20 protein-coding genes are annotated in these 19,579 nt (G+C 66.6%); 11 read left to right on the top strand and 9 right to left on the bottom strand.

Translation table 11 applies throughout. The annotated features are described in order from the left end of the window. Nucleotides 1–264: 264 nt before the first annotated feature. Complete coding sequence (locus dqs_RS14295; protein WP_011766493.1) at nt 265–861, top strand: bactofilin family protein; 597 nt, start codon at nt 265–267, stop codon at nt 859–861. On the opposite strand, the gene dqs_RS14290 is transcribed toward dqs_RS14295, so the two are convergent. Then, the gene (locus dqs_RS14290; protein ID WP_065340904.1) at nt 851–1,522 is read right to left on the bottom strand and encodes a lytic transglycosylase domain-containing protein; all 672 of its coding nucleotides are present in this window, start codon (nt 1,520–1,522) and stop codon (nt 851–853) included. The two genes, dqs_RS14295 and dqs_RS14290, sit on opposite strands and share 11 nt — an antisense overlap. 25 nt (nt 1,523–1,547) lie before the next feature. Continuing rightward, nucleotides 1,548–3,293: a proline--tRNA ligase gene (locus tag dqs_RS14285; protein ID WP_065340903.1), complete on the bottom strand. Its 1,746-nt coding sequence runs from the start codon at nt 3,291–3,293 to the stop codon at nt 1,548–1,550. A gap of 153 nt (nt 3,294–3,446) precedes the next feature. Here dqs_RS14285 and dqs_RS14280 point away from each other — a divergent pair, with 153 nt between their 5' ends. The 3 genes from dqs_RS14280 (at nt 3,447) to coq7 (ending at nt 5,191) form a co-directional block, all read left to right on the top strand. After that, nucleotides 3,447–3,974, top strand: a complete 528-nt coding sequence (locus tag dqs_RS14280; RefSeq protein ID WP_011766490.1) for an RNA pyrophosphohydrolase — start codon at nt 3,447–3,449, stop codon at nt 3,972–3,974. 63 nt (nt 3,975–4,037) lie between these two features. After that, nucleotides 4,038–4,568 (top strand): CNP1-like family protein, encoded by a 531-nt coding sequence (locus dqs_RS14275; RefSeq protein ID WP_011766489.1) that lies wholly within the window; start codon nt 4,038–4,040, stop codon nt 4,566–4,568. A gap of 2 nt (nt 4,569–4,570) precedes the next feature. Continuing rightward, nucleotides 4,571–5,191, top strand: coding sequence for a 2-polyprenyl-3-methyl-6-methoxy-1,4-benzoquinone monooxygenase (gene coq7, locus dqs_RS14270; protein ID WP_065340902.1), 621 nt, complete (start codon nt 4,571–4,573; stop codon nt 5,189–5,191). A gap of 133 nt (nt 5,192–5,324) precedes the next feature. Here coq7 and dqs_RS14265 read toward each other — a convergent pair whose 3' ends face one another. Beyond that, nucleotides 5,325–5,747, bottom strand: coding sequence for an OsmC family protein (locus dqs_RS14265; protein WP_041642663.1), 423 nt, complete (start codon nt 5,745–5,747; stop codon nt 5,325–5,327). A gap of 489 nt (nt 5,748–6,236) precedes the next feature. Between dqs_RS14265 and rplM the strand changes: the two genes are divergently transcribed. From rplM to erpA, 3 genes are all read left to right on the top strand, one after another. Continuing rightward, nucleotides 6,237–6,665 carry a 50S ribosomal protein L13 gene (rplM, locus tag dqs_RS14260; protein WP_011766486.1) on the top strand — a complete coding sequence of 143 codons (429 nt, stop codon included), beginning with the start codon at nt 6,237–6,239 and terminating at the stop codon, nt 6,663–6,665. Nucleotides 6,666–6,678: 13 nt separating this feature from the next. Continuing rightward, the gene (gene rpsI, locus dqs_RS14255) at nt 6,679–7,071 is read left to right on the top strand and encodes a 30S ribosomal protein S9 (protein ID WP_011766485.1); all 393 of its coding nucleotides are present in this window, start codon (nt 6,679–6,681) and stop codon (nt 7,069–7,071) included. A gap of 240 nt (nt 7,072–7,311) precedes the next feature. Continuing rightward, a complete protein-coding gene (gene erpA, locus dqs_RS14250; protein ID WP_011766484.1) occupies nt 7,312–7,662 on the top strand; it encodes an iron-sulfur cluster insertion protein ErpA in 351 nt (116 codons plus the stop codon). A gap of 68 nt (nt 7,663–7,730) precedes the next feature. Here the strand turns inward: erpA and dqs_RS14245 are convergent, their stop codons facing one another. Further along, nucleotides 7,731–9,059 carry a M23 family metallopeptidase gene (locus tag dqs_RS14245; protein WP_065340901.1) on the bottom strand — a complete coding sequence of 443 codons (1,329 nt, stop codon included), beginning with the start codon at nt 9,057–9,059 and terminating at the stop codon, nt 7,731–7,733. A 77-nt stretch (nt 9,060–9,136) separates the two neighbouring features. On the opposite strand from dqs_RS14245, the gene tyrS reads away from it, so the two are divergent. Together tyrS and murI are read left to right on the top strand one after the other, a co-directional pair. Then, nucleotides 9,137–10,336 (top strand): tyrosine--tRNA ligase, encoded by a 1,200-nt coding sequence (gene tyrS, locus dqs_RS14240; protein ID WP_011766482.1) that lies wholly within the window; start codon nt 9,137–9,139, stop codon nt 10,334–10,336. Further along, nucleotides 10,333–11,148 (top strand): glutamate racemase, encoded by an 816-nt coding sequence (gene murI / locus dqs_RS14235; RefSeq protein WP_011766481.1) that lies wholly within the window; start codon nt 10,333–10,335, stop codon nt 11,146–11,148. Before tyrS ends, murI begins: the two co-directional genes overlap by 4 nt. A gap of 34 nt (nt 11,149–11,182) precedes the next feature. On the opposite strand, the gene dqs_RS14230 is transcribed toward murI, so the two are convergent. The 3 genes from dqs_RS14230 to dqs_RS14220 form a co-directional block, all read right to left on the bottom strand. Beyond that, the gene (locus dqs_RS14230) at nt 11,183–12,037 is read right to left on the bottom strand and encodes a sulfurtransferase (RefSeq protein ID WP_011766480.1); all 855 of its coding nucleotides are present in this window, start codon (nt 12,035–12,037) and stop codon (nt 11,183–11,185) included. After that, nucleotides 12,034–12,396 carry a SpoIIAA family protein gene (locus tag dqs_RS14225; RefSeq protein ID WP_011766479.1) on the bottom strand — a complete coding sequence of 121 codons (363 nt, stop codon included), beginning with the start codon at nt 12,394–12,396 and terminating at the stop codon, nt 12,034–12,036. The genes dqs_RS14230 and dqs_RS14225 overlap by 4 nt, the downstream gene beginning before the upstream one ends. 90 nt (nt 12,397–12,486) lie before the next feature. Then, the gene (locus tag dqs_RS14220) at nt 12,487–13,332 is read right to left on the bottom strand and encodes a DMT family transporter (RefSeq protein ID WP_041643767.1); all 846 of its coding nucleotides are present in this window, start codon (nt 13,330–13,332) and stop codon (nt 12,487–12,489) included. Between the two features lie 146 nt (nt 13,333–13,478). Between dqs_RS14220 and glpK the strand changes: the two genes are divergently transcribed. After that, the gene (gene glpK, locus dqs_RS14215) at nt 13,479–14,969 is read left to right on the top strand and encodes a glycerol kinase GlpK (RefSeq protein ID WP_065340900.1); all 1,491 of its coding nucleotides are present in this window, start codon (nt 13,479–13,481) and stop codon (nt 14,967–14,969) included. Continuing rightward, on the top strand, nt 14,966–16,555 hold the full coding sequence (locus dqs_RS14210; RefSeq protein WP_065340899.1) for a glycerol-3-phosphate dehydrogenase/oxidase: 1,590 nt from the start codon (nt 14,966–14,968) through the stop codon (nt 16,553–16,555). The genes glpK and dqs_RS14210 overlap by 4 nt, the downstream gene beginning before the upstream one ends. Here the strand turns inward: dqs_RS14210 and dqs_RS14205 are convergent. Further along, nucleotides 16,521–17,150 (bottom strand): response regulator, encoded by a 630-nt coding sequence (locus tag dqs_RS14205; protein ID WP_065340898.1) that lies wholly within the window; start codon nt 17,148–17,150, stop codon nt 16,521–16,523. The two genes, dqs_RS14210 and dqs_RS14205, sit on opposite strands and share 35 nt — an antisense overlap. Continuing rightward, a complete protein-coding gene (locus dqs_RS14200) occupies nt 17,144–19,207 on the bottom strand; it encodes a sensor histidine kinase (protein WP_065340897.1) in 2,064 nt (687 codons plus the stop codon). Before dqs_RS14200 ends, dqs_RS14205 begins: the two co-directional genes overlap by 7 nt. Nucleotides 19,208–19,579: the final 372 nt, after the last annotated feature.

The following is a 19,579-nucleotide window of genomic DNA, read 5'->3' as shown; positions in this document are numbered from 1 at the left end:
AAGGAAGTGCAACCGGATGCGCTCCGCTGTCGTTCGCTGGCGACATAAAAAGCGATGTTATTTCAACAGCTTGAAAGAACGGGCCGGTGTGGCGTCGGGTACTCACGACAGATTTGGCCGCATGTTTCTCAGTTCTGAAGCCTGTTTCTCAGAAATGCCGTTCAAGCAATTGAAAAATAAAGAAGTGGCGTTTTCTGGCACGGTGTTTGCCCTAGTCGGACTCAAGCCGCAATTCACGGCTTTCCCAGACTTCGAGGAGAGAACATGTTCAACAAGCCCGCTCTGTTTCCCAAGAACGCCGATTCCCTGCCGCCGCGCACCGTGCGTCCGGCGGGCACGGGCCTGAACGGCGGTCCGGTCGGTCAGGCGACCGGCGTACAGGCGCCTCCCAAGGAGACGCCGTCGGTCGCGGAGCCCACCGTGCCCGAGAACGAGACCCAGGAGGCGCAACGTCCGGCCGCCGATCACGCGGGCAGCAGTCTCATCGTCGGTCCGGACGTCAAGCTGAAGGGTGCCGAGATCCTGGATTGCGACACCCTGGTGGTGGAAGGTCGGGTCGAAGCCACGATGGACAGCCGGGTGATCCGCATCGCCGAGCGCGGCGCTTTTTCGGGCACCGTCTGCATCGACGTCGCGGAAATCCACGGCAGCTTCGAGGGGGAACTGACCGCGCGCGAGCAGTTGATCATCCACGCTACGGGCCGGGTGAGCGGCAAGATCCGTTACGGCAAGATCCTGATCGAGGCGGGTGGCGAAGTGTCGGGCGACGTGCAGTCGTGCAACAGCAAGAAGCCTGCGGTGCTGCGCGACGAGAAGCCGGTGTTCAGCGAGCCCAAGCCGCTGACTGCGGTCAACGGCTGAGCGAAGGGAGCGGGCCCGGCTCCGCCGCGGCGGTGGTCAGGCGGGCCGGCTTCCAGGACCAGTCGCGTTCCCACGCGGTGCGCACGAGGTTCGGGTACTCCGGCTTGCCGAGACTGCCGTTGTAGCGCCCCAGCGCGCGGTAGAGGTCGCCCCGTTCGATGTCCAGATAGTGGCGCAGGATGGTGCAGCCGTAGCGCAGGTTGGTCCGCAGATGAAAGAGGTTGTCGTCCGGACGGCCGATCACCTGGATCCAGAACGGCATCACCTGCATGAAGCCGCGGGCGCCGGCGGTGGAAATGGCGTACTTGCGGAAGTTGCTCTCGACCTGAACGAGGCCAAGCACCAACTGCGGGTCGAGGCCCGCCCGGGTGGCCTCGTAGTGGATGCTGGTAAGCAGTTCGGTGCGGTAGTCCGCGTCGGGGATACGCTTCTGCAGGCGGCGCGACATCTCCGCCAGCCATTGCGCCCGTTCCCCGGCATCCGCAATGGGCAGTTCGGGCGCGCGGGCATCGCTTACCGCGGCGTGCAGCGCGGCGCGCACGCTGGCGGCGAGCGGTTCGTACTGCTGCGCGCCGCCCCAGGCGGCGCCACAGCCTGCGGCCAGTACGGCCGCCACGGCAAACCGGCGCAGCCGTGGAGGCGGGAGCAGGGCGCGGGGCATGTGGGGCGATTCCCGGCGTACAGGCTCAGGGGCGCAGCCGGGAAATCAAATGCGGCGCGATGTCCGCGACCGCGACGCGGCTGGCTTCGGGATCACGGCGGCCCTGGTACTCGGCGACGCCTTCCTTCAGGCCACGGTCGCCGATGGTCACGCGGTGGGGCACGCCGATCAGCTCCCAGTCGGCAAACATGACCCCGGGACGTTCGTCACGATCGTCCAGGATCACATCGACACCCGCAGCCAGGAGCGCGTCGTAGAGCTTCTGCGCTTCTTCGCGCACCGCTTCCGACTTGCTCCAGCCCACCGGGCAGATCACCACTTCGAACGGCGCGATGGAGGCGGGCCAGATGATGCCGCGCTCGTCGTGGTTCTGCTCGATGGCGGCGCCGAGGATGCGGGTGACGCCGATGCCGTAGCAGCCCATCTCGAAGTGCTTGGGCTTGCCGTCGACGTCGAGGAAGGTGGCGTTCATCGCCTTCGAGTACTTGGTGCCGAGGTAGAACACATGCCCGACCTCGATGCCGCGCTGGATCGCCAGCTTGCCCTTGCCGTCCGGGCTGGGATCGCCTTCGACCACGTTGCGGATGTCGGCCACGAGGTCCGGTTCCGGCAGGTCGCGGCCCCAGTTGGCGCCGGTGTAGTGGAAGTCCTCGGCGTTGGCCCCGCACACGAAGTCGGCCATGTTGGCGACGGTGCGGTCGGCGATCACCTTGACCGGTTTGGCGAGGCCGATCGGACCGAGGTAGCCCGGCTTGCAGCCGAAATGGTCGAGGATTTCCGCCTCGGTCGCGAAGCGGAACCCGGCCTTCAGTCCTTCGATCTTCCCTGCCTTCACTTCGTTGAGTTCGTGGTCGCCACGCACCAGCAGCAGCCACACGGTGCTCTTCACCACCTTGCCGCTCTCGTCCTCGTCGTCGGTGGCGAGCACCAGCGATTTCACCGTGGTGGCAAGCGGCACGCTGAGCAGCGCGGCGACATCCTCGCAGGTCGACTTGCCCGGCGTCGGCGTCTTTGCCAGCGGGGCGGACGCGCCCGCGCGCGCCGGAAGCAGCGACAGCGCTTCGGCGAGTTCGATGTTGGCCGCGTAGCTGGAATCGGGGCAGTAGACGATGGCGTCCTCGCCAGTGTCGGCGATGACCTGGAATTCGTGCGAACGGTCGCCGCCGATGGCGCCGGTGTCGGCCGCGACCGCCCGGTAGGTGAGGCCGAGGCGATCGAAGATGCGGCTGTAGGCGGCATACATCGCGTCGTAGCTTTCACCGGCCGCTTCCGCGCTGCGGTCGAAGGAGTAGGCGTCCTTCATGGTGAATTCACGTCCGCGCATCACGCCAAAGCGCGGCCGGCGCTCGTCGCGGAACTTGGTCTGGATCTGGTAGAAGTTCTTGGGCAGCTGGCGGTAGCTCTTCAGCTCCTGGCGGGCGATGTCGGTGACGACTTCCTCGGAGGTGGGCTGCAGTGCGAAATCGCGCTCGTGGCGATCCTTGAAACGCAGCATCTCGGGGCCCATCTTGTCCCAGCGGCCGGTTTCCTGCCACAGCTCCGACGGCTGCACCAGCGGCATGGTGAGTTCGAGCGCGCCGGCGCGGTTCATTTCCTCGCGGATGATGTTTTCCACCTTGCGGATGCTCTTCAGGCCCATCGGCAGGTAGTTGTAGATGCCGGCGGCGACCTTGCGGATCATGCCCGCGCGGAGCATCAGTTTCTGGCTGACGACTTCCGCGTCCGCGGGGGCTTCCTTGAGGGTGGAGATGAAGAATTGACGTGCGCGCATGCTGTCCGGGTGTTGCGTTGAAATAGCCGCCGATTCTAGCGCACCGCCGGCGCCAACGGCCGCTGCGGCGCGGAACCGCCCTCCCGGCGCGCTTTCCAACCACGGGCAAGTGTGAAAAAATCCGACACAGTCAAAGAAATCTGAAGGTTCATCATGCTCGACCGCGAAGGCTATCGCCCGAACGTCGGCATCATTCTGGTGAACGCGCGCAACGAGGTGTTCTGGGGCAAACGGATCCGCGAACATTCCTGGCAGTTTCCGCAAGGCGGCATCAAGCACGGCGAGTCGCCGGAGCAGGCCATGTACCGGGAACTGTACGAAGAAGTCGGATTGCGTCCCGAGCACGTGAAGATTCTCGGTCGCACGCGTGGCTGGTTGAGGTACGACGTTCCCAAGCACTGGATCAGGCGGGAGTGGCGCAACACGTATCGCGGGCAGAAGCAGATCTGGTATCTGCTCCGCCTCGTCGGTCGCGATACCGACGTTTGCCTTCGGGCCAGCACGCATCCGGAATTCGATGCCTGGCGCTGGAGCGAATACTGGGTGCCACTGGAAGCGGTGATCGAGTTCAAGCGGCAGGTGTATCAGCAGGCGCTGACCGAGTTGTCGCGTCTGCTGTTCCGCAGCAAGCCGGCCGAATTGCCGGAAGGCTATCGCCAAGGCACTGCCTCGCAGGCGTGATGCCGAGCGGGGCGCCGCGGTCCGCGGGCTGGCCCCGCCTGTTCCTACTCTTGGAGCATTCCCTTGAAGCGTTGCATTACTGGTGTGCTGACCCTCGCGCTGCTGGGCGGCGGCGTGGGCCGGGCCCTTGCCGCCGAAGAACTGGTCGATCTGGAGCCCGAGTGGAAGGAGGCGGAACTCGTCCTGCCGGCGCCGCCCCGTGAGTCCTCGCTGCGTCCGTTTTCGATCGGAACGCCTTCGCCCAACGTCTTCCTGATCGACGTCGATACGCTCACCGTTGGCACCGACGGTGTCGTCCGCTACGTCATGGTGGTGCGTACGCCCGGTGGCGCGGAGAACGTGACCTTCGAGGGCATACGGTGCGGCACGACGGAACGGCGGATTTACGCCGCCGCGGGCAAGGGCGGGGAGTGGTCGATGATGAAGCGTAGCGAGTGGACGCGGATCGTGGACAACACCTACAACCGGCCGCGTGCCGCGCTCGCGCTGGACTACTTCTGCGATGGTCCCGCGCCTCCGCGCACCCGTCAGCATGTGCTGGACCGGTTGCGGGGCCAGCGGGAATACGCCGATCCACTCAAGCGCGGGGTGTAATCATGTTCGACAAGGCCATCATCGAGTTCGACAAGGCGCTGCGCACCGTTTTCGCGCCGGCGCGAAGTGTCCGCCCCGTACCGGGAGACGACGTGCCCGACGCGCCGCTGGACGACGAACAGAAGCGGCATGCGGCGGCGCTGATGCGCGTCAATCACGTCGGCGAAATCTGCGCCCAGGCGCTGTACCAGGGGCAGGCCATCATGTCCGCTGACGAGCGGGTGCGCGAAGAACTGCAACGCGCTTCCCATGAGGAAACCGAGCACCTCGCGTGGACCGAGCAGCGCATCGCCGAACTCGGCGGACGCAAGAGCCTGCTCAATCCCTTGTGGTACAGCGGCGCGCTCGCCATCGGCATGCTGGCGGGTCGTTTCGGCGATCGCTGGAACCTCGGCTTTCTAGCGGAGACGGAGCGGCAGGTCGAGGCCCATCTCACGAGCCACCTCGAACGTCTGCCGGCCGACGATCGCAAGTCGCGCGCGATCGTGGAGCAGATGCGGACCGACGAAGTCGAGCATGCCGAAACCGCGCTCAAGCTGGGCGGGCGGGAACTCCCGTTGCCAGTGCGCAGCGCCATGAAACTGGCGTCGCGGGTCATGACGACAGCCGCTTATCGCGTCTGAGGTATTGCGTCTCTCGGTGGATTGACTTGGTCGGGGAGGGCGCCGTGAACGATCGCGCCGTCCTTGCTGCATCCATTGCTGGGCCATGCCCTTCGCTTTCGGCGCGAAGGGTTCTTCTTCACGAAAGGCCGGGTCAGCCGGCCGCCTCGACGATTTCCCACTCGTGGGAGATTTCCGCGGTCTTCCCGAGCATGATCGAGGCCGAACAGTACTTTTCGGCCGAGAGATGGATTGCCCGCTCGACGGATTCCGGCTTCAGGTTCTTCCCGGTGACGGTGTAGAAGAAGCGGATGCGGGTAAACACCTTCGGGTCAGTCTCGGCGCGGTCCGCTTCTACGCGTACGGTACAGTCACGAATGTCCTGCCGGCCCCGCTTCAGGATCAGCACCGTGTCGAAGGCCGTGCAGCCGCCGGCGCCGGCGAGCAGGAGTTCCATCGGGCGAGGGGCGAGGTTGCGGCCGCCCGCTTCGGGCGCGCCGTCCATGGCAACCAGGTGACCGGTGCCGGTTTCGGCCAGGAAGGCCATCCCGCCTACCCACTTGACAGTGCATTCCATTGCTTCGGTTCTCCTTATGTATGGCGCTGAGCCGGACGGGGTTTCGATTCTACCGAAGCAGGCCGCGGATGGCCCGGAGTTTCCCCTTGCGCTGCAATATGCGGCAGCCGCGGAGCGCGTGCTGAGGAGGATGGGGGCGGCTCCCGCCTTAGCGCCAGCAGGGTCTTACGGTGGATAAGTGCAGTTAATCGCGCAATCAAAAGATTTATAGTGCAATGCACAAAATCTCCTTGCTGCGGGCTTGGCGTTTCCGGATAATTCGCCTCAGTCGGATCGAAAGACGCGCTGCGGAAGCAGCGGACGATCCAAACGGTGTCTCCTCCACCCTCCTCCTTTGGTGTGGATTTAACGCAGTCCCAAACGGACTGCGTTTTTTTTTCTGCAGCTGCACGCCTCGCGATGATTTGACACGCGGGTAGTCTGCCATTACTATTGCGAGCTTTCCGTTTGGTGGCCGGCTCGCCAGGCCTGACAAAGATCGAGGTTCGAATGAAGACGTTTTCTGCCAAGCCGCACGAGGTTCAGCGCGACTGGTTCGTGGTTGATGGCACGGACAAAGTGCTTGGCCGCCTGGCTGCCGAAGTTGCGCGTCGCCTGCGCGGCAAGCACAAGGCTATCTATACCCCGCACGTCGATACGGGCGATTACATCGTCGTCGTCAATGTCGACAAGCTGCGCGTGACCGGTAACAAGGCCCTGGACAAGAAGTACTACCGTCACTCGGGTTATCCTGGCGGTATCTACGAGACCAACTTCACCAAGCTGCAGCAGCGCTTCCCGGAGCGTGTGCTGGAAAAGGCGGTGAAGGGCATGCTGCCGAAGGGCCCGCTGGGCTACGCCATGCTGAAGAAGCTGAAGTGCTACGCCGGTGCCGAGCACCCGCATGCCGCCCAGCAGCCCAAAGTTCTCGAGATCTGACAGGAGCCGATAAATGGCCGTGACTTACAACTACGGTACGGGCCGTCGCAAGACCGCGGTTGCCCGTGTTTTCATCAAGCCGGGCTCCGGCAACATCGTCGTCAACGGCAAGCCGGTCGACGAGTTCTTCTCGCGTGAAACCGGCCGCATGATCGTTCGTCAGCCGCTGGTGCTGACGGGCAACGAAGGCCGCTTCGACATCATGGTCAACGTCACCGGTGGTGGCGAGTCCGGTCAAGCCGGTGCGGTGCGTCACGGTATCACCCGCGCGCTGATCGACTACAGTGCCGAACTGAAGTCCGAACTGCGTGCCGCCGGCTTCGTCACGCGTGATGCGCGTGAAGTCGAGCGTAAGAAGGTCGGTCTGCGCAAGGCCCGCCGCGCCAAGCAGTTCTCGAAGCGTTAATCGCTCGTATCTGCCGAAGAAGCCGTCCCGTGGGACGGCTTTTTGCATTGGGGTTGTTCGCTTTTGCCGGCCGGGTGGGGTGCTTCGTGTGCGCGGTGCTGGGTGGTGCGATGCCCCGCCGGGCCGCAAATACGCTGCTGCCGATAACGGTAGGGAACTTGTCCGGCGCCTGATGATCGGATTTTGACGTGTGCGGATGGTTGGCGCATCATCCATTCGTTCCCTGACAGAGGAAAACATATGAACGCAGCAGTTGAAACCCCCGAAATTCTCGTCTTCACCGACAACGCCGCCAACAAGGTGCGCGAACTCATCGATGAGGAAGGCAATCCGGCGCTGAAGCTCCGCGTGTTCGTCACTGGGGGCGGCTGTTCCGGCTTCCAGTACGGCTTCACCTTCGATGAGGAAGTGAACGAAGACGACACCGCTTTCGAAAAGAACGGCGTCACCCTGCTGATCGATCCGATGAGCTATCAGTACCTTGTCGGCGCTGAAATCGATTACACCGAAGGGCTTGAGGGCTCGCAGTTCGTGATTCGCAACCCCAATGCAACCAGCACGTGCGGGTGCGGCTCATCGTTCTCCGCGTGAGTCCGATCTTGCGGCATCAATGAAAACGGGGCGCCTGGCGCCCCGTTTTCATTTGGTCTTCCTGCGCGTTACTGGGTCGCGCTCGCCATCTGCGTGTTGTTGTTAAGCAGCCCGAGTTGCCGAAGAACCGGGGCGGTAGCCGTCTTGAAAGACGCGACCTCCCGCGGCGACAGCGGCTCGGCGGTGGGAAGTGCGATCTTGAGGGGGTCCTGGGGTACGTCGTTCACCCGGATTTCGTAATGCAGGTGCGGCCCGGTGGCCCAGCCGGTAGAGCCGACGTAGCCGATGACATCACCTTGCTCGACGGTTGCGCCCTTGCGCAGGCGCGCGGCGAACGCGTTGAGGTGCCCGTAGGCGGTGTCGTACTTGCCGCGGTGACGCAGCACGATGATGTTGCCGTAGCCCCGCTGGGTGCCGACGAATTCAACCACGCCGTCCGATGTTGCCTTGACCGGGGTGCCGGTGGGGGCGCCGAAGTCCACCCCGTTGTGGCTGCGCCAGTTGTTATGGATGGGGTGGAGGCGGCGACCAAAGCCGGAGGTCACGCGGGAGAATTCGAGCGGCGAGCGCAGGAAAGCCTGCTTGAGGCTGCGGCCGTCTTCGGTGTAGTACTGCTCTTTGCCGCTTGCTCCCGCATACAGGACCACCGCGTGCCGCTTGCCCTGGTTGACGAATTCCGCCGCCAGGATGCGCCCGGTGCGGACCGGCACGCCCTGGTCGTAGATCGACTCGTAGACGACGCCGAAGCGGTCGCCCTTGCGCAGGTCGGTGTGGAAGTCGATCTCGGTGCCGAAGAGGTCGGCGAGTTTCGTTGCAATGCTGTCGGGCAGGCCGATAGCGTCGGTTGTTGCGAACAGCGAGTGGCGGATGGTGCCGGAACGCATTTCCACCACGGTGGAAAGGGCCGCTGTCTGGGTGCGGAAGCGCAGGCCCTCGTCCGCGCGTTCGAGGGTAATCCGGTCGCCGTTGGCTCCGGTGGGCAGGCTGAGCGATGTCAGCACGCCGTCGGACCGGATCGTGGCCGTGACCGAACGCCCGGCGCGCAACTGACGCAGCGCGTTGCGGCCGTCATCGGACTCGAGCAGGAAGGCCAGCGCTTCGTCGTCGCGGATACCGAGCCGGCGGAAAATGGAGTTCACCGTATCGCCGGGCTGGACCCTGTCGTCATGCACGAAAGGCAGGTCGGACTCCACCGCCGTGCTGCTGGCGAGTGGTTTGGGGAGTCGCTCGATGACGGCCTGGGTGGCGATCGCCTCGGGCGCGTCCGGCACCACCGCGGTGGCCGCAACCACGCCGAGCAGCGAAGAGCCGAGGACGCCGGCGACCAGCCAGCTGCGCTTACGAGAGAGGAGATGGGCCGGGAGATCGGCTAGAATCCTGCTTTTCCTGACCAGCATTGGCTTTTTCGGGCAAAAAACTCCCGCGAGTCTATCAAAAATCGCGGGTGATTCGCGTTTGAATTGGAGAGATTTTGATGACTGACGTCCAGGCCGCGATCGAGCTGATCAAGCGTGGCGCAGACGAGCTGCTGATCGAGGCCGAACTCGTCGAGAAACTGAAGTCCGGCCGTCCGCTGAGGATCAAGGCGGGCTTCGACCCCACCGCTCCCGACCTCCACCTCGGTCATACGGTCCTGATCAACAAGCTGCGCCATTTCCAGGAGCTGGGGCATCAGGTCCTGTTCCTCATCGGCGACTTCACCGGCATGATCGGCGACCCGAGCGGCAAGAATGCAACCCGCCCGCCGCTGTCGCGCGAGCAGATTCTCGAGAACGCGAAGACGTATCAGGATCAGGTGTTCAAGATCCTCGACCCGGCAAAGACCGAAATCTGCTTCAACTCCGCATGGATGGAAGGGCTCGGTTCGGCCGGGATGATCCGCCTGGCCGCGCAGCAGACGGTGGCACGCATGCTGGAACGCGACGACTTTTCCAAGCGGTACGCCAACAACCAGTCGATCGCCATCCACGAGTTCCTGTATCCGCTGTGCCAGGGCTACGACTCGGTGGCCATGAAGGCCGATGTCGAACTCGGCGGCACCGACCAGCGCTTCAACCTGCTGATGGGGCGCGAGCTGCAGAAGCACTACGGGCAGGCACCGCAGTGCGTGCTGATGATGCCGCTGCTGGAGGGGCTGGACGGCGTCAACAAGATGTCGAAGTCGCTCGGCAACTACATCGGCATTGCCGAGGCGCCGAAGGAGATCTTCGGCAAGACGATGTCGGTGTCGGACCAGCTGATGTGGCGTTACTACGATCTGCTGTCCTTCCGGTCGACGGCTGAGATCGCGCGGCTGCGCAGTGAGGTCGAAGGCGGTCGCAACCCGCGCGACGTCAAGGTGATGCTCGCGCTCGAACTCGTCGCGCGCTTTCATGGTCAGTTGGCGGCCGACGAGGCGCTGGCCGATTTCGAGGCGCGTTTCCAGCGCAATGCCATCCCCGATGACCTGCCCGAGGTAAGGGTGAGCGTTGGCGCCGAAGGCTTGCCGGTGTTCCAGGTCGTCAAGCAGGCAGGGCTGACCGGCACCACTTCCGAGGCGATCCGCATGATCGACCAGGGCGCGGTGCGCCTCAACGGCGACCGTGTGGAGGACAAGGGGCTGGTGCTGGCAGCGGGCGATACCGTCGTGCTGCAGGTGGGCAAGCGCAAGTTCGCGGCGGTCGTGCTCGAATGACCGCAGACGCCCGGGCCTCCCGCTCGATCGGCGTGTTCGATTCGGGCATCGGCGGCCTTACCGTGGTGCGGGCGCTGATGGAGCGCCTGCCCTTCGAGAACATCATCTACTTCGGCGATACCGCGCGTGTGCCCTACGGGGTGAAGTCGGTCGCCACCATCGAGCAGTTCACCGCGCAGATCACCGACTTCCTGCTCCAGCAGGACGTGAAGATGCTGATCGTGGCGTGCAACACGATGGCTGCGGTTGCTGCGCACATCGTGGCGGCGCGCGCCGGCGGCATCCCCGTGCTCGACGTGATCGAGGCGGGCGCCCGGGCGGCGGTGGCGGCTTCGCCCGGCGGGCGCATCGGCGTGATCGGCACGCCAACCACGGTCAACAGCAATGCGTACGCACGCCGCATCCACGAGCTGGACGCCGGCGCCCGCGTCTATTCGCAGGCCTGTCCTTTGTTCGTGCCACTGGTGGAAGAGGGCTGGCTGGATCACCCGGTGACGCGGATGACGGCGCAGGAATACCTGCGTCCGGTGCTGGCGGAAGAGGTGGATAGCCTGGTGCTGGGCTGTACCCACTACCCCTTGCTCAAACCCCTGCTGCGCGACGTGGCCGGGCCGGGGGTGAAGCTGATCGACTCAGCGCTTACCACTGCGGAACTGGCCGCGGAACGGCTCAACGACTGCGGCCTTGCCCAAGGCGGAAGCGCGCCGGCCAATTACCGCTACTACGTCACCGACGTGCCGCTGCGCTTCCAGACCATCGGCGAGCGCTTTCTGGGACGCTCCCTGGGCAGGGTCGAACGGGTCGACTGGTAGCGGGAATCTGCCGGGCCGGTAAAGGCCGGACCGGTCATGCGGCGCCGGTCGCCACCGGCCGCGCCGGGTCAGAACACCATTCGCTCCACGAGCCGGCATACAGTTGCGCACCCGGCAGACCCGCGGTTTCCATTGCAAGCAGGTTGTGGCAGGCGGTGACGGCCGATCCGCATTGCATCACCACCCGATGCGGATCGCGGCCTTTCAGCAGCGTGCCGTACTCCTCGCGCAGCAGCGAGGCCTGCTTGAAACATCCATCGGGCGCGAGGTTGTCACGGAAGAAGCGGTTGCTTGCGCCCGGAATGTGGCCGCCGACCGGGTCGAGCGTTTCATTCTCGCCGCGGAAGCGGTCGGGGCTGCGCGCGTCGATCAGCATCATGTCGGGCTTGCCGAGGTGGGCGAGCACGTAGTCGGCGTCCACGCGACCGGGCTGCAACGCGAGCGTGAAGGTGGCAGGACGCGCTTGTGGCTCTTCCGTGCTCAAGGTCTGTCCCGAACGGCACCACGCCTGCAGGCCGCCGTCGAGCACCGCGACGCGGTGGTGGCCCAGCCAGCGCAGCAGCCACCACAGCCGGGCGGCAAACATGCCTGCGGCGTCGTCGTAGGCCACCACCTGGGTCTGGTTGCCCACGCCGCACGCCGCGAGGCGCGCCGCGAGTTTCGCGGGGTCCGGCAGCGGGTGGCGCCCGTTTCGTCCGGTCTTGGGGCCGGACAGGTCGTCTTCCAGATCGAGGTAGAAAGCGCCGGGAAGGTGACCGCGGCTGTAGGCGTCGGCGCCAAAGCTGCGGTTTGCGAGGTCGAAGCGGCAATCGAAGATGACCCAGTCCGGATCCTTCAGGTGCTGGGCCAGTTCGAGGGCACCGATCAGCGTCGCGTAGGAAGCATTCACTGGGCGGTCTCCGCGACGTCCGCCAGCCACTGGCGGGCGTCGTTCTCGTCAGCGAACACCTGGACTTCGGCATCCACGAAAAGCTGGGAGACCCACGCACTCCAGGTCAGCCACTGGTCGTCGGTCAACACTGCGATACGGCGGAAGTCGTCCGCGTGCTGGCGCGAAAACTTGATCTCCTCCCACGCCACGTCCAGCGTGAAGCCCACCATCTCGCGCAGGTCGAAGAGCAGGTCCACCTGTCCCTGGAAGCGGATCTTGTAGTTCACCAACTCCTCGAACTCCTTGTAGTCCGCAAGGGTGAACTCGCCGAATACGCTTACCGCAACGAGCCTGTCGCTGTGTTCGGTGCTGATCATGGCTGCCTCCGCTTGGCTAAGGTGTGGCGTAACTATAGTCCTCGCCCCTCGTGCGCTCAACGCGGGCAGGGCGGTGGCGATGACGGAACGCTAGCCCGGGCGGCGCGCGGTGGCGAGGGACACCATGACCCCGCTCGCCACGATCAACGCGATCGCGCCCCAGGCTTCGGCAGGCAGCATTTCGCCCCACAGCGCCACGCCGAACAGGCTGGAGAACACCACGGTCGAGTAGCTGAGGTTGGCGGAAACCACCGTGCGCCCGTAGCGGTAGGAGCGCGTCATCGCCAGCTGCGCGGCGCCGCCAAACAGCCCGATGCCAAGCAGCGCGAGGGCGCCGTGCACGTCCGGCATGCGCATGCCTTCGAACAGCGCCCACGGCAGCGCGAGTGCCGCGGTGATCACGGAAAACCAGAATACGGTTCTCACCTCGGGTTCGCCCGCGCGCCCGAGTTCCCTCACGCTCAAGTACGCGAGGCTGGCGAGCAGGCCGCCGGCCAGTCCGGCGACGGCGCCTTTCCACTGGCTGGGTTCCAGCGTGGGATGCAGCAGCAGGGCGATGCCGCCGAAGCCGATCAGGATCGCGGCGAAGGCACTGCGGCGGACGCGCTCGCCGAACCACAGCACCAGCAGCAGGGCAACGAAGATCGGCGAGGTGTAGCTCAGCGTGACCGCGGTGGCGAGCGGCAGGATGCCGAGTGCGAAGAAGTAGCACATCAGCGCGATCGATCCCGATATGCCGCGCGACAGCTGCAGGCGCCAGTACGGGGTGGCCAGCGGGGTGGGGCGCAGGCGCGAGACGGCGGCCATCAGCACCACGCCGATCGCGCCGCGATAGAACACCAATTCGGCGGTGGAAAAGTCGGCGGAGCCCAGCTTCACGCACACACCCATGCAGGCGAACAGGAAACTGGCGACGATCATCCACAACGAGGGCATGGCGGCAGGGGCGGCGGCGGGCAACCCGGCATTGAACCACAGGGCGGGTGCGGCAGCGAATCCGGACGATGCGGACGGCGTGGGGATGACAGCCGGGCGCGGCCGAGGCTAGGCTAGGCGGAACACCGTATGCAGGGAGGCGGGAGATGAGCTACGTGCTGGCCCTCGACCAAGGCACGACGAGTTCGCGCGCGATGGTCTTCGACGCTGCGGGCAGGGTACGCAGCGTCGCCCGGCGCGACTTCACCCAGTCCTTCCCGCAGCCCGGCTGGGTGGAGCACGACCCGGCGGAAATCCTGCGCAGCCAGTTCGACTGCGCGCGCGATGCGTTGGCGGATGCCGGGCTGCGTGCGGGCCAGCTGGCCGCCATCGGCATCGCCAACCAGCGCGAAACCACCGTGCTGTGGGAGCGCGCCAGCGGTCGCGCGCTGGCGCCGGCCATCGTGTGGCAGGACCGGCGCACCGCCGCCAAGTGCGCCGAACTGCGCACACGCGGGGTCTGGTCCGAGGCGCTGCGCGAGCGCACCGGGCTGGAGCTGGACCCGTATTTCTCCGCCACCAAGCTTGCGTGGCTGCTCGATCATGTGCCTGACGCGCGGCGGCGCGCCGAGGCCGGCGAGCTGGCCTTCGGTACGGTCGACAGCTGGCTGGTGTGGCACCTCAGCGGGGGCCGGCTGCACGTCACCGACCACGGCAACGCCGCCCGCACGCTGTTGCTCGACATCCACCGGCGCGACTGGGACGACGCCTTGCTCGCGCTGTTCGACATCCCGCGCGCGGTCCTGCCGCGTCTGGTCGACAGCATCGGCGTCTGCGGCGAGAGCGATCCGGCCGTGCTCGGCGCCGCAGTGCCGATTGCCGGCATCGCCGGCGACCAGCAGGCGGCGACCTTCGGCCAGCACTGCTTTGTGCCCGGCATGGCCAAGAACACCTACGGCACCGGCTGCTTCCTGCTGATGAACACGGGAGCGACGCCGGTGAAGTCCAGCCACCGCCTGCTTTCCACCGTTGGCTGGACGCAGGGCGCCGCGCACACCTATGCGCTGGAGGGCAGCATCTTCATGGGCGGGGCAACCGTGCAGTGGCTGCGGGACGGACTTGGCCTCATCCGCGAAGCGGCCGAGGTAGAGGCGCTGGCGGCGCGGGTTCCCGACAGCAGCGGCGTGGTGCTGGTGCCGGCTTTCACCGGGCTGGGGGCACCGTACTGGGATGCGGCGGCACGCGGCGCGCTGTTCGGCCTTACCCGCGGCAGCGGCCCCGCCCACATTGCACGCGCCGCGCTGGACGCGATTGCGCTGCAGACCGACGACCTGGTCCGCGCGATGACGGCCGATGGCGCCGGCCCCTTGCACGAGCTGCGGGTCGATGGCGGCGCCGCCGCCAACAACCTGTTGATGCAGTTGCAGGCCGACGTGCTGGGCGTTGCGGTCGTGCGGCCGCGCATGCTCGAGACCACCGCGCTCGGCGCGGCCTGTCTGGCGGGCATCGGTGCCGGCGTATGGCGGGACACCGACGCGCTCGCGCCACACTGGCAGATCGACCGCGTCTTCACGCCGGCCTGGAGCGAGGACCAGCGTGGGGCAGTGCGCGCACGCTGGGCAGACGCAGTCGCGCGTTCCCGCGCCTGGGCTGCATGAGCGGGCCACCCGGGCAGTCCCGCGCCGCCTTGCTGGCGCGGCTGCGCGCAGACCCCGTCTGGGACGTGCTCGTGGTCGGCGGCGGCGCAAGCGGCTTGGGGTGCGCGGTGGATGCGGCCGCGCGCGGCTACCAGGTTGCGCTGGTCGAGGCGCGCGATTTCGCCCAGGGAACGAGTTCGCGCTCCACCAAGCTCATTCACGGCGGCGTGCGTTATCTCGCCCAGGGAAGGCTGGGGCTGGTGCGCGAGGCGCTGCATGAACGTGCGCGGCTGCTGGAGAACGCCCCGCATCTGGTGCGTCCGCTGCGCTTCGTCGTTCCGGCACGGCGCTGGTCGGAGCTGGCGACCGTGGGCGCCGGTCTTGGCCTTTACGACCTGCTCGCCGGGCGCGGCGGCATCGGGCGCAGCCGTCTGCTCGGTGCGGCGGAAACCCGCGCCGCGCTGCCCGGCGTGAAAGCCGACGGGTTGTGCGGCGGCGTGGCCTACTGGGACGCGCAGTTCGATGACGCCCGCCTCGCGCTCGCCTTGGCGCGCACCCTTGCCGATCTGGGCGGCGTGCCGCTCAACCACTGTGCGCTCGAACGCTTGCTGATCGAGGACGGCGTGATCCGGGGCGCCGTGGTGCGCGACACGGAGCGCGCGGAAACCTTTGCGCTGCGCGCGCGGGTGGTGATCAACGCCACCGGCGTGTGGAGCGACCAGGTGCGCCGGCTCGCCAACCCCGCGGCACCGGCCACGCTGCGTCCCAGCCAGGGCGTGCATCTGGTGGTGGATCGCGCCTTCCTGCCTGGCCGGCAGGCGCTGCTGGTGCCGCGCACCGAGGATGGCCGCGTGCTGTTCATGATTCCCTGGCAGGACCGGCTGCTGCTCGGCACCACCGACACCGCGCGGGCCGACCTTCCGCTCGAACCAGAGGCGCTGCCCGGGGAGGTGGATTTCATCCTGTCGACCGCGGCGCGCTATCTCGAACGTCCCCCCGGGCGTGCCGACGTGCTCAGCGTGTTCGCCGGCCTGCGCCCCTTGCTTGAAAGCGCCGCCGCGCGCAACAGCGGCGAGCTGTCGCGCGAGCACGTCGTGGAGGTCTCTGCGCAGGGGCTGGTGAGCATGCTGGGCGGCAAGTGGACGACGTACCGCAGCATGGCGGCAGACGCGGTGGATGCGGCGATCGAGTGGGCGGGTTTGCCGGCGCGGCCGTGCGCTACCGCCAGCCTGCGTCTGCACGGGGCAGCGGCGCCGCGCGGGGATCGGCTGGATGCGTATGGAAGCGACCTGAGCGGGCTCGAATCACTGCCGGGCGCGGGCCGAGTGCTGGTCGAAGGGCTGGACCTGACCGAAGCCGAGGTCCGCCATGCCGCCCGTGCGGAGTGGGCGCGCGGCGTGGAGGACGTGCTCGCGCGGCGCCACCGCGCCTTGTTCCTGGATGCGACGCTGGCCGCGTGCGCCGCGCCGGCGGTGGCGCAGATACTTGCCGCCGAACTGGGCCGGGATGAGGGCTGGGTGGCTGCGCAGACCGACGCATTTCACGCGTTGGCCAGCGCCTACGGCGCGTCCCTCAGCCGAGCTTGTGCTGCAGCACGTAGCGGGTGATCTCGGCGTTTGACGCGAGGTCCAGCTTTTCGAGGATGCGGGCGCGGTAGGTGCTGATGGTCTTCACGCTGAGGTGGAGCTGCTCGCCGATGCGGGTGAGCGGAACGCCCTTGCTCAATAGCAGCAGCACCGCCATTTCGCGCGGCGACAGGTTCTCGTGCGGCAGCCGCTTGCCGGGCGACATCGTGCCGGCCAGCAGGCGTTCGGCGAGCGAGGGGCTGACGTAGCGCGCACCGGCCACCACGGTGTGCAGCGCGGCCAGGATCTGGGCCGGCGGACTGTCCTTGTTGAGATAGCCGGAGGCGCCCGCGTTCAGCGCCGGCAACGCAAACTCGTCTTCCGAGAACATGCTGAAGATCAGCACCGGCAGGTCGGGCTTGCTGCGTTTGATGCGTTTGAGCACTTCCAGGCCGTTCAGGTCCGGCAGCGTGATGTCGAGCAGCACGACGTCGCACCCGCTGGTGCGCACCAGTTCCAGCGCGGTCTGGCCGTTGGCGGCCTCGGCGACGATGTCGAACTCTTCGGTGGAGGACAGGAACTGGCGCAGCCCGCCGCGCACGACGGCGTGATCGTCGGCAATGAGCACTTTCACCATGATGGGGTTTTCTCCGGGCTGTGCGCGGCGCCCGCGTCCAGCGGAATGGTCAGCGTGAGCCGGGTGCCGGTTTGCGGCGCGCCGCTCAGCGTGAGGCGCCCGCCGAGGTGCTGGGCGCGTTCGTGCATGCCGATGACGCCGAAGGAATTGCGCTTGCTGAGGCTGTCGGAGGTCAGGCCGACGCCGTTGTCGCTGATGCGGACGACGAGCTGTCCCGACTGCTTCTGCAGGGTCAGGTCCACCCGATTGGCGCCGGCGTGCTTGGCGACGTTGGTGAGACCTTCCTGGATGATGCGGAACACCGCGGTGTTGGCGGCCGGCGTCAGCCGCACGTATTCGGGCATCTGCAGCGCGACGTCGATGCCGGTCATGCTGGAGAACTGGCGGGCGTACCAGCTGATGGTCGCGATCAGGCCGAGCGTGTCCAGCGTGGCCGGACGCAGGCTGGTCGAGATGCGCTTCACCGTCTGCAGCGCGGCATCGATCTGCTCCAGCATGCCGGCGAACTTGTTGCGGATCCTGGGGGGCGTGGTTTCGTCGTCGGCCACCGTGGCGAGGCCAAGCTTGAGCATCGTCAGCGTGCTGCCGAGTTCGTCATGCACTTCGCGGGCGATCTTGGTGCTTTGCTCCTCGCGCACCATGTCGAGGTGGGCGGCCAGACGCTTGAAGCGCGCCGCGGTTTCCACCTGCTCTTCCTGCAGGTGGCGGCGCTCGGTCATGTCGTCGTGCTTGACCAGCAGGCGGACCGGCCCGTGGTCGGGGAAGGGGCTGACTTCGAAGCTGAACCAACGCCGGTCCTCGCCGAGCAGGCCTTCGTACTCGAATGCGTAGCTGTCGAGTTCTCCGGTGAGGATGCCGCGCACCGCCATGGTCGCGTTCGTCAGCGCGGCATCGTTCATCCGCGTGGCGGGCTGGCAGGCGGCGAGGTAGCTGGCGCCTTCGCACATGGTTTCGATGTCGCCGCCGTTGGTGATCACCAACGCCCGCCACGACTTGTTGACCGCCACGATGACGCCGCTGCCGTCCAGCACGCACAGGGCGCAGGGCAGGGCGTCGATGGTGGCGCGCGAGAAACGTTCGGATTCCCACAGCGCGCGGGCGCGCGCTTCGGCTTCCGCGGTGCGCAGCGCCACCTGTTCCTCCAGCGTGTCCTTCAAGCGCAGCAACGCCCCTTCGGCGTCCTTGCGCTCGGTCACGTCGCGTGCGAAGCCCACGGTGCCGACGATGCGGCCGTCGTCGTCGAACACCGGCGCCTTGTAGGTCTCGAACCAGCGGCGGCCACCGTGGTACGGAATCTCCTCTTCGATGCTCAGCTGATGGCCCTCGCGCAGCACCTTGCGGTCGCCGGCGCGGTAACTTTCAGCGAGCGCCGGGGGCACGATGTCGAAGTCGGTGCCGTTGATGAGGTCGTCCGGGCTGGCAATGTCGAATGCTTGCGTGAAGGCGGCATTGACCGCCAGGAAGCGGCTTTCGGTGTCCTTCAGCCAGACGAGAAACGGAAAGTTGTCGAGCAGCGCGCGCTGGTAGCGGGCTTTCAGTCTCAGTCCGTCCTCGGCTTCGCGGCGCTCGGTGATGTCGACGCAGCAGCCGACGAAACCCAGGAAGCGGCCCTTGCCGTCGTAGCGCGGCTGGGCCGAATCGAGCAGCCAGCGGTACACGCCGTCCACCCTGCGCAGGCGGTATTCGATGCTGAACGGGGTGCGCGCCTCGAAGGCGGCTGTGTGGGCCGCGATGCAGCGCGCGGTGTCGTCCGGATGCAGGTTCTGCGTCCAGTTGCCGCCGCGCTCTTCGTCCGCGCTGCGGCCGGTGAAACGTTGCCAGGCCTGGTTGACGAAGACGCACTCCGAGTCCGCCCCGGTCATCCAGATCATCACCGGCGCCGCGTCCGCCAGCATGGCGAAGCGCGCCTCGCTTTCGGCGTGTTGCTGGCGCGCGCGCTGCAAGGCGTCCTCGTGCTCGCGCAGCGCGTCGTAACAGGCAGCCAGTTGTGTCTGCAAGCCGCCGCTGGCGTCATCGCTGCGGGCGGACGCCGTCTTTCCTGTCGGGTGTTCGCCCATGCCAATGTTCTCCTGTCGCTGAGTCGGGCGCCCGTGACTTCGGGGCGCAGACGCGCGCGAACGCGCAACCGCAGGTCCGCATATTTACACCACTTGCGCCCCGCCGCCTGTCAGAAAAATCCTACGCGATTAGCGGAGAGTTCCGACGCATGGCGGCCGCCAGTCCGACAGACCGTGCCCCGGCGGATGAGGAGAATGCGCATCAGGGAGGAGGGGCTGCAAGCGGGAAGCGTGATGGGGGGAGACACCCTCGCCGATGCGCCACCAGTCGCAAGACGCCATCGCACCCGGGCGTTCGTTCATGAGTAGCGGACGCGGGGTGCGGTGGTTGCGGTGGAACAGCGGGTACGCGCTACCAGGAGCGAGCAAAGT

This window comes from Azoarcus olearius (assembly GCF_001682385.1).
GTDB classification, from domain to species: Bacteria; Pseudomonadota; Gammaproteobacteria; order Burkholderiales; family Rhodocyclaceae; genus Azoarcus; species Azoarcus olearius.
The sequence above is the reverse complement of the archived record's forward strand: the minus strand, read 5'-3'. Positions and strand labels throughout refer to the sequence as shown.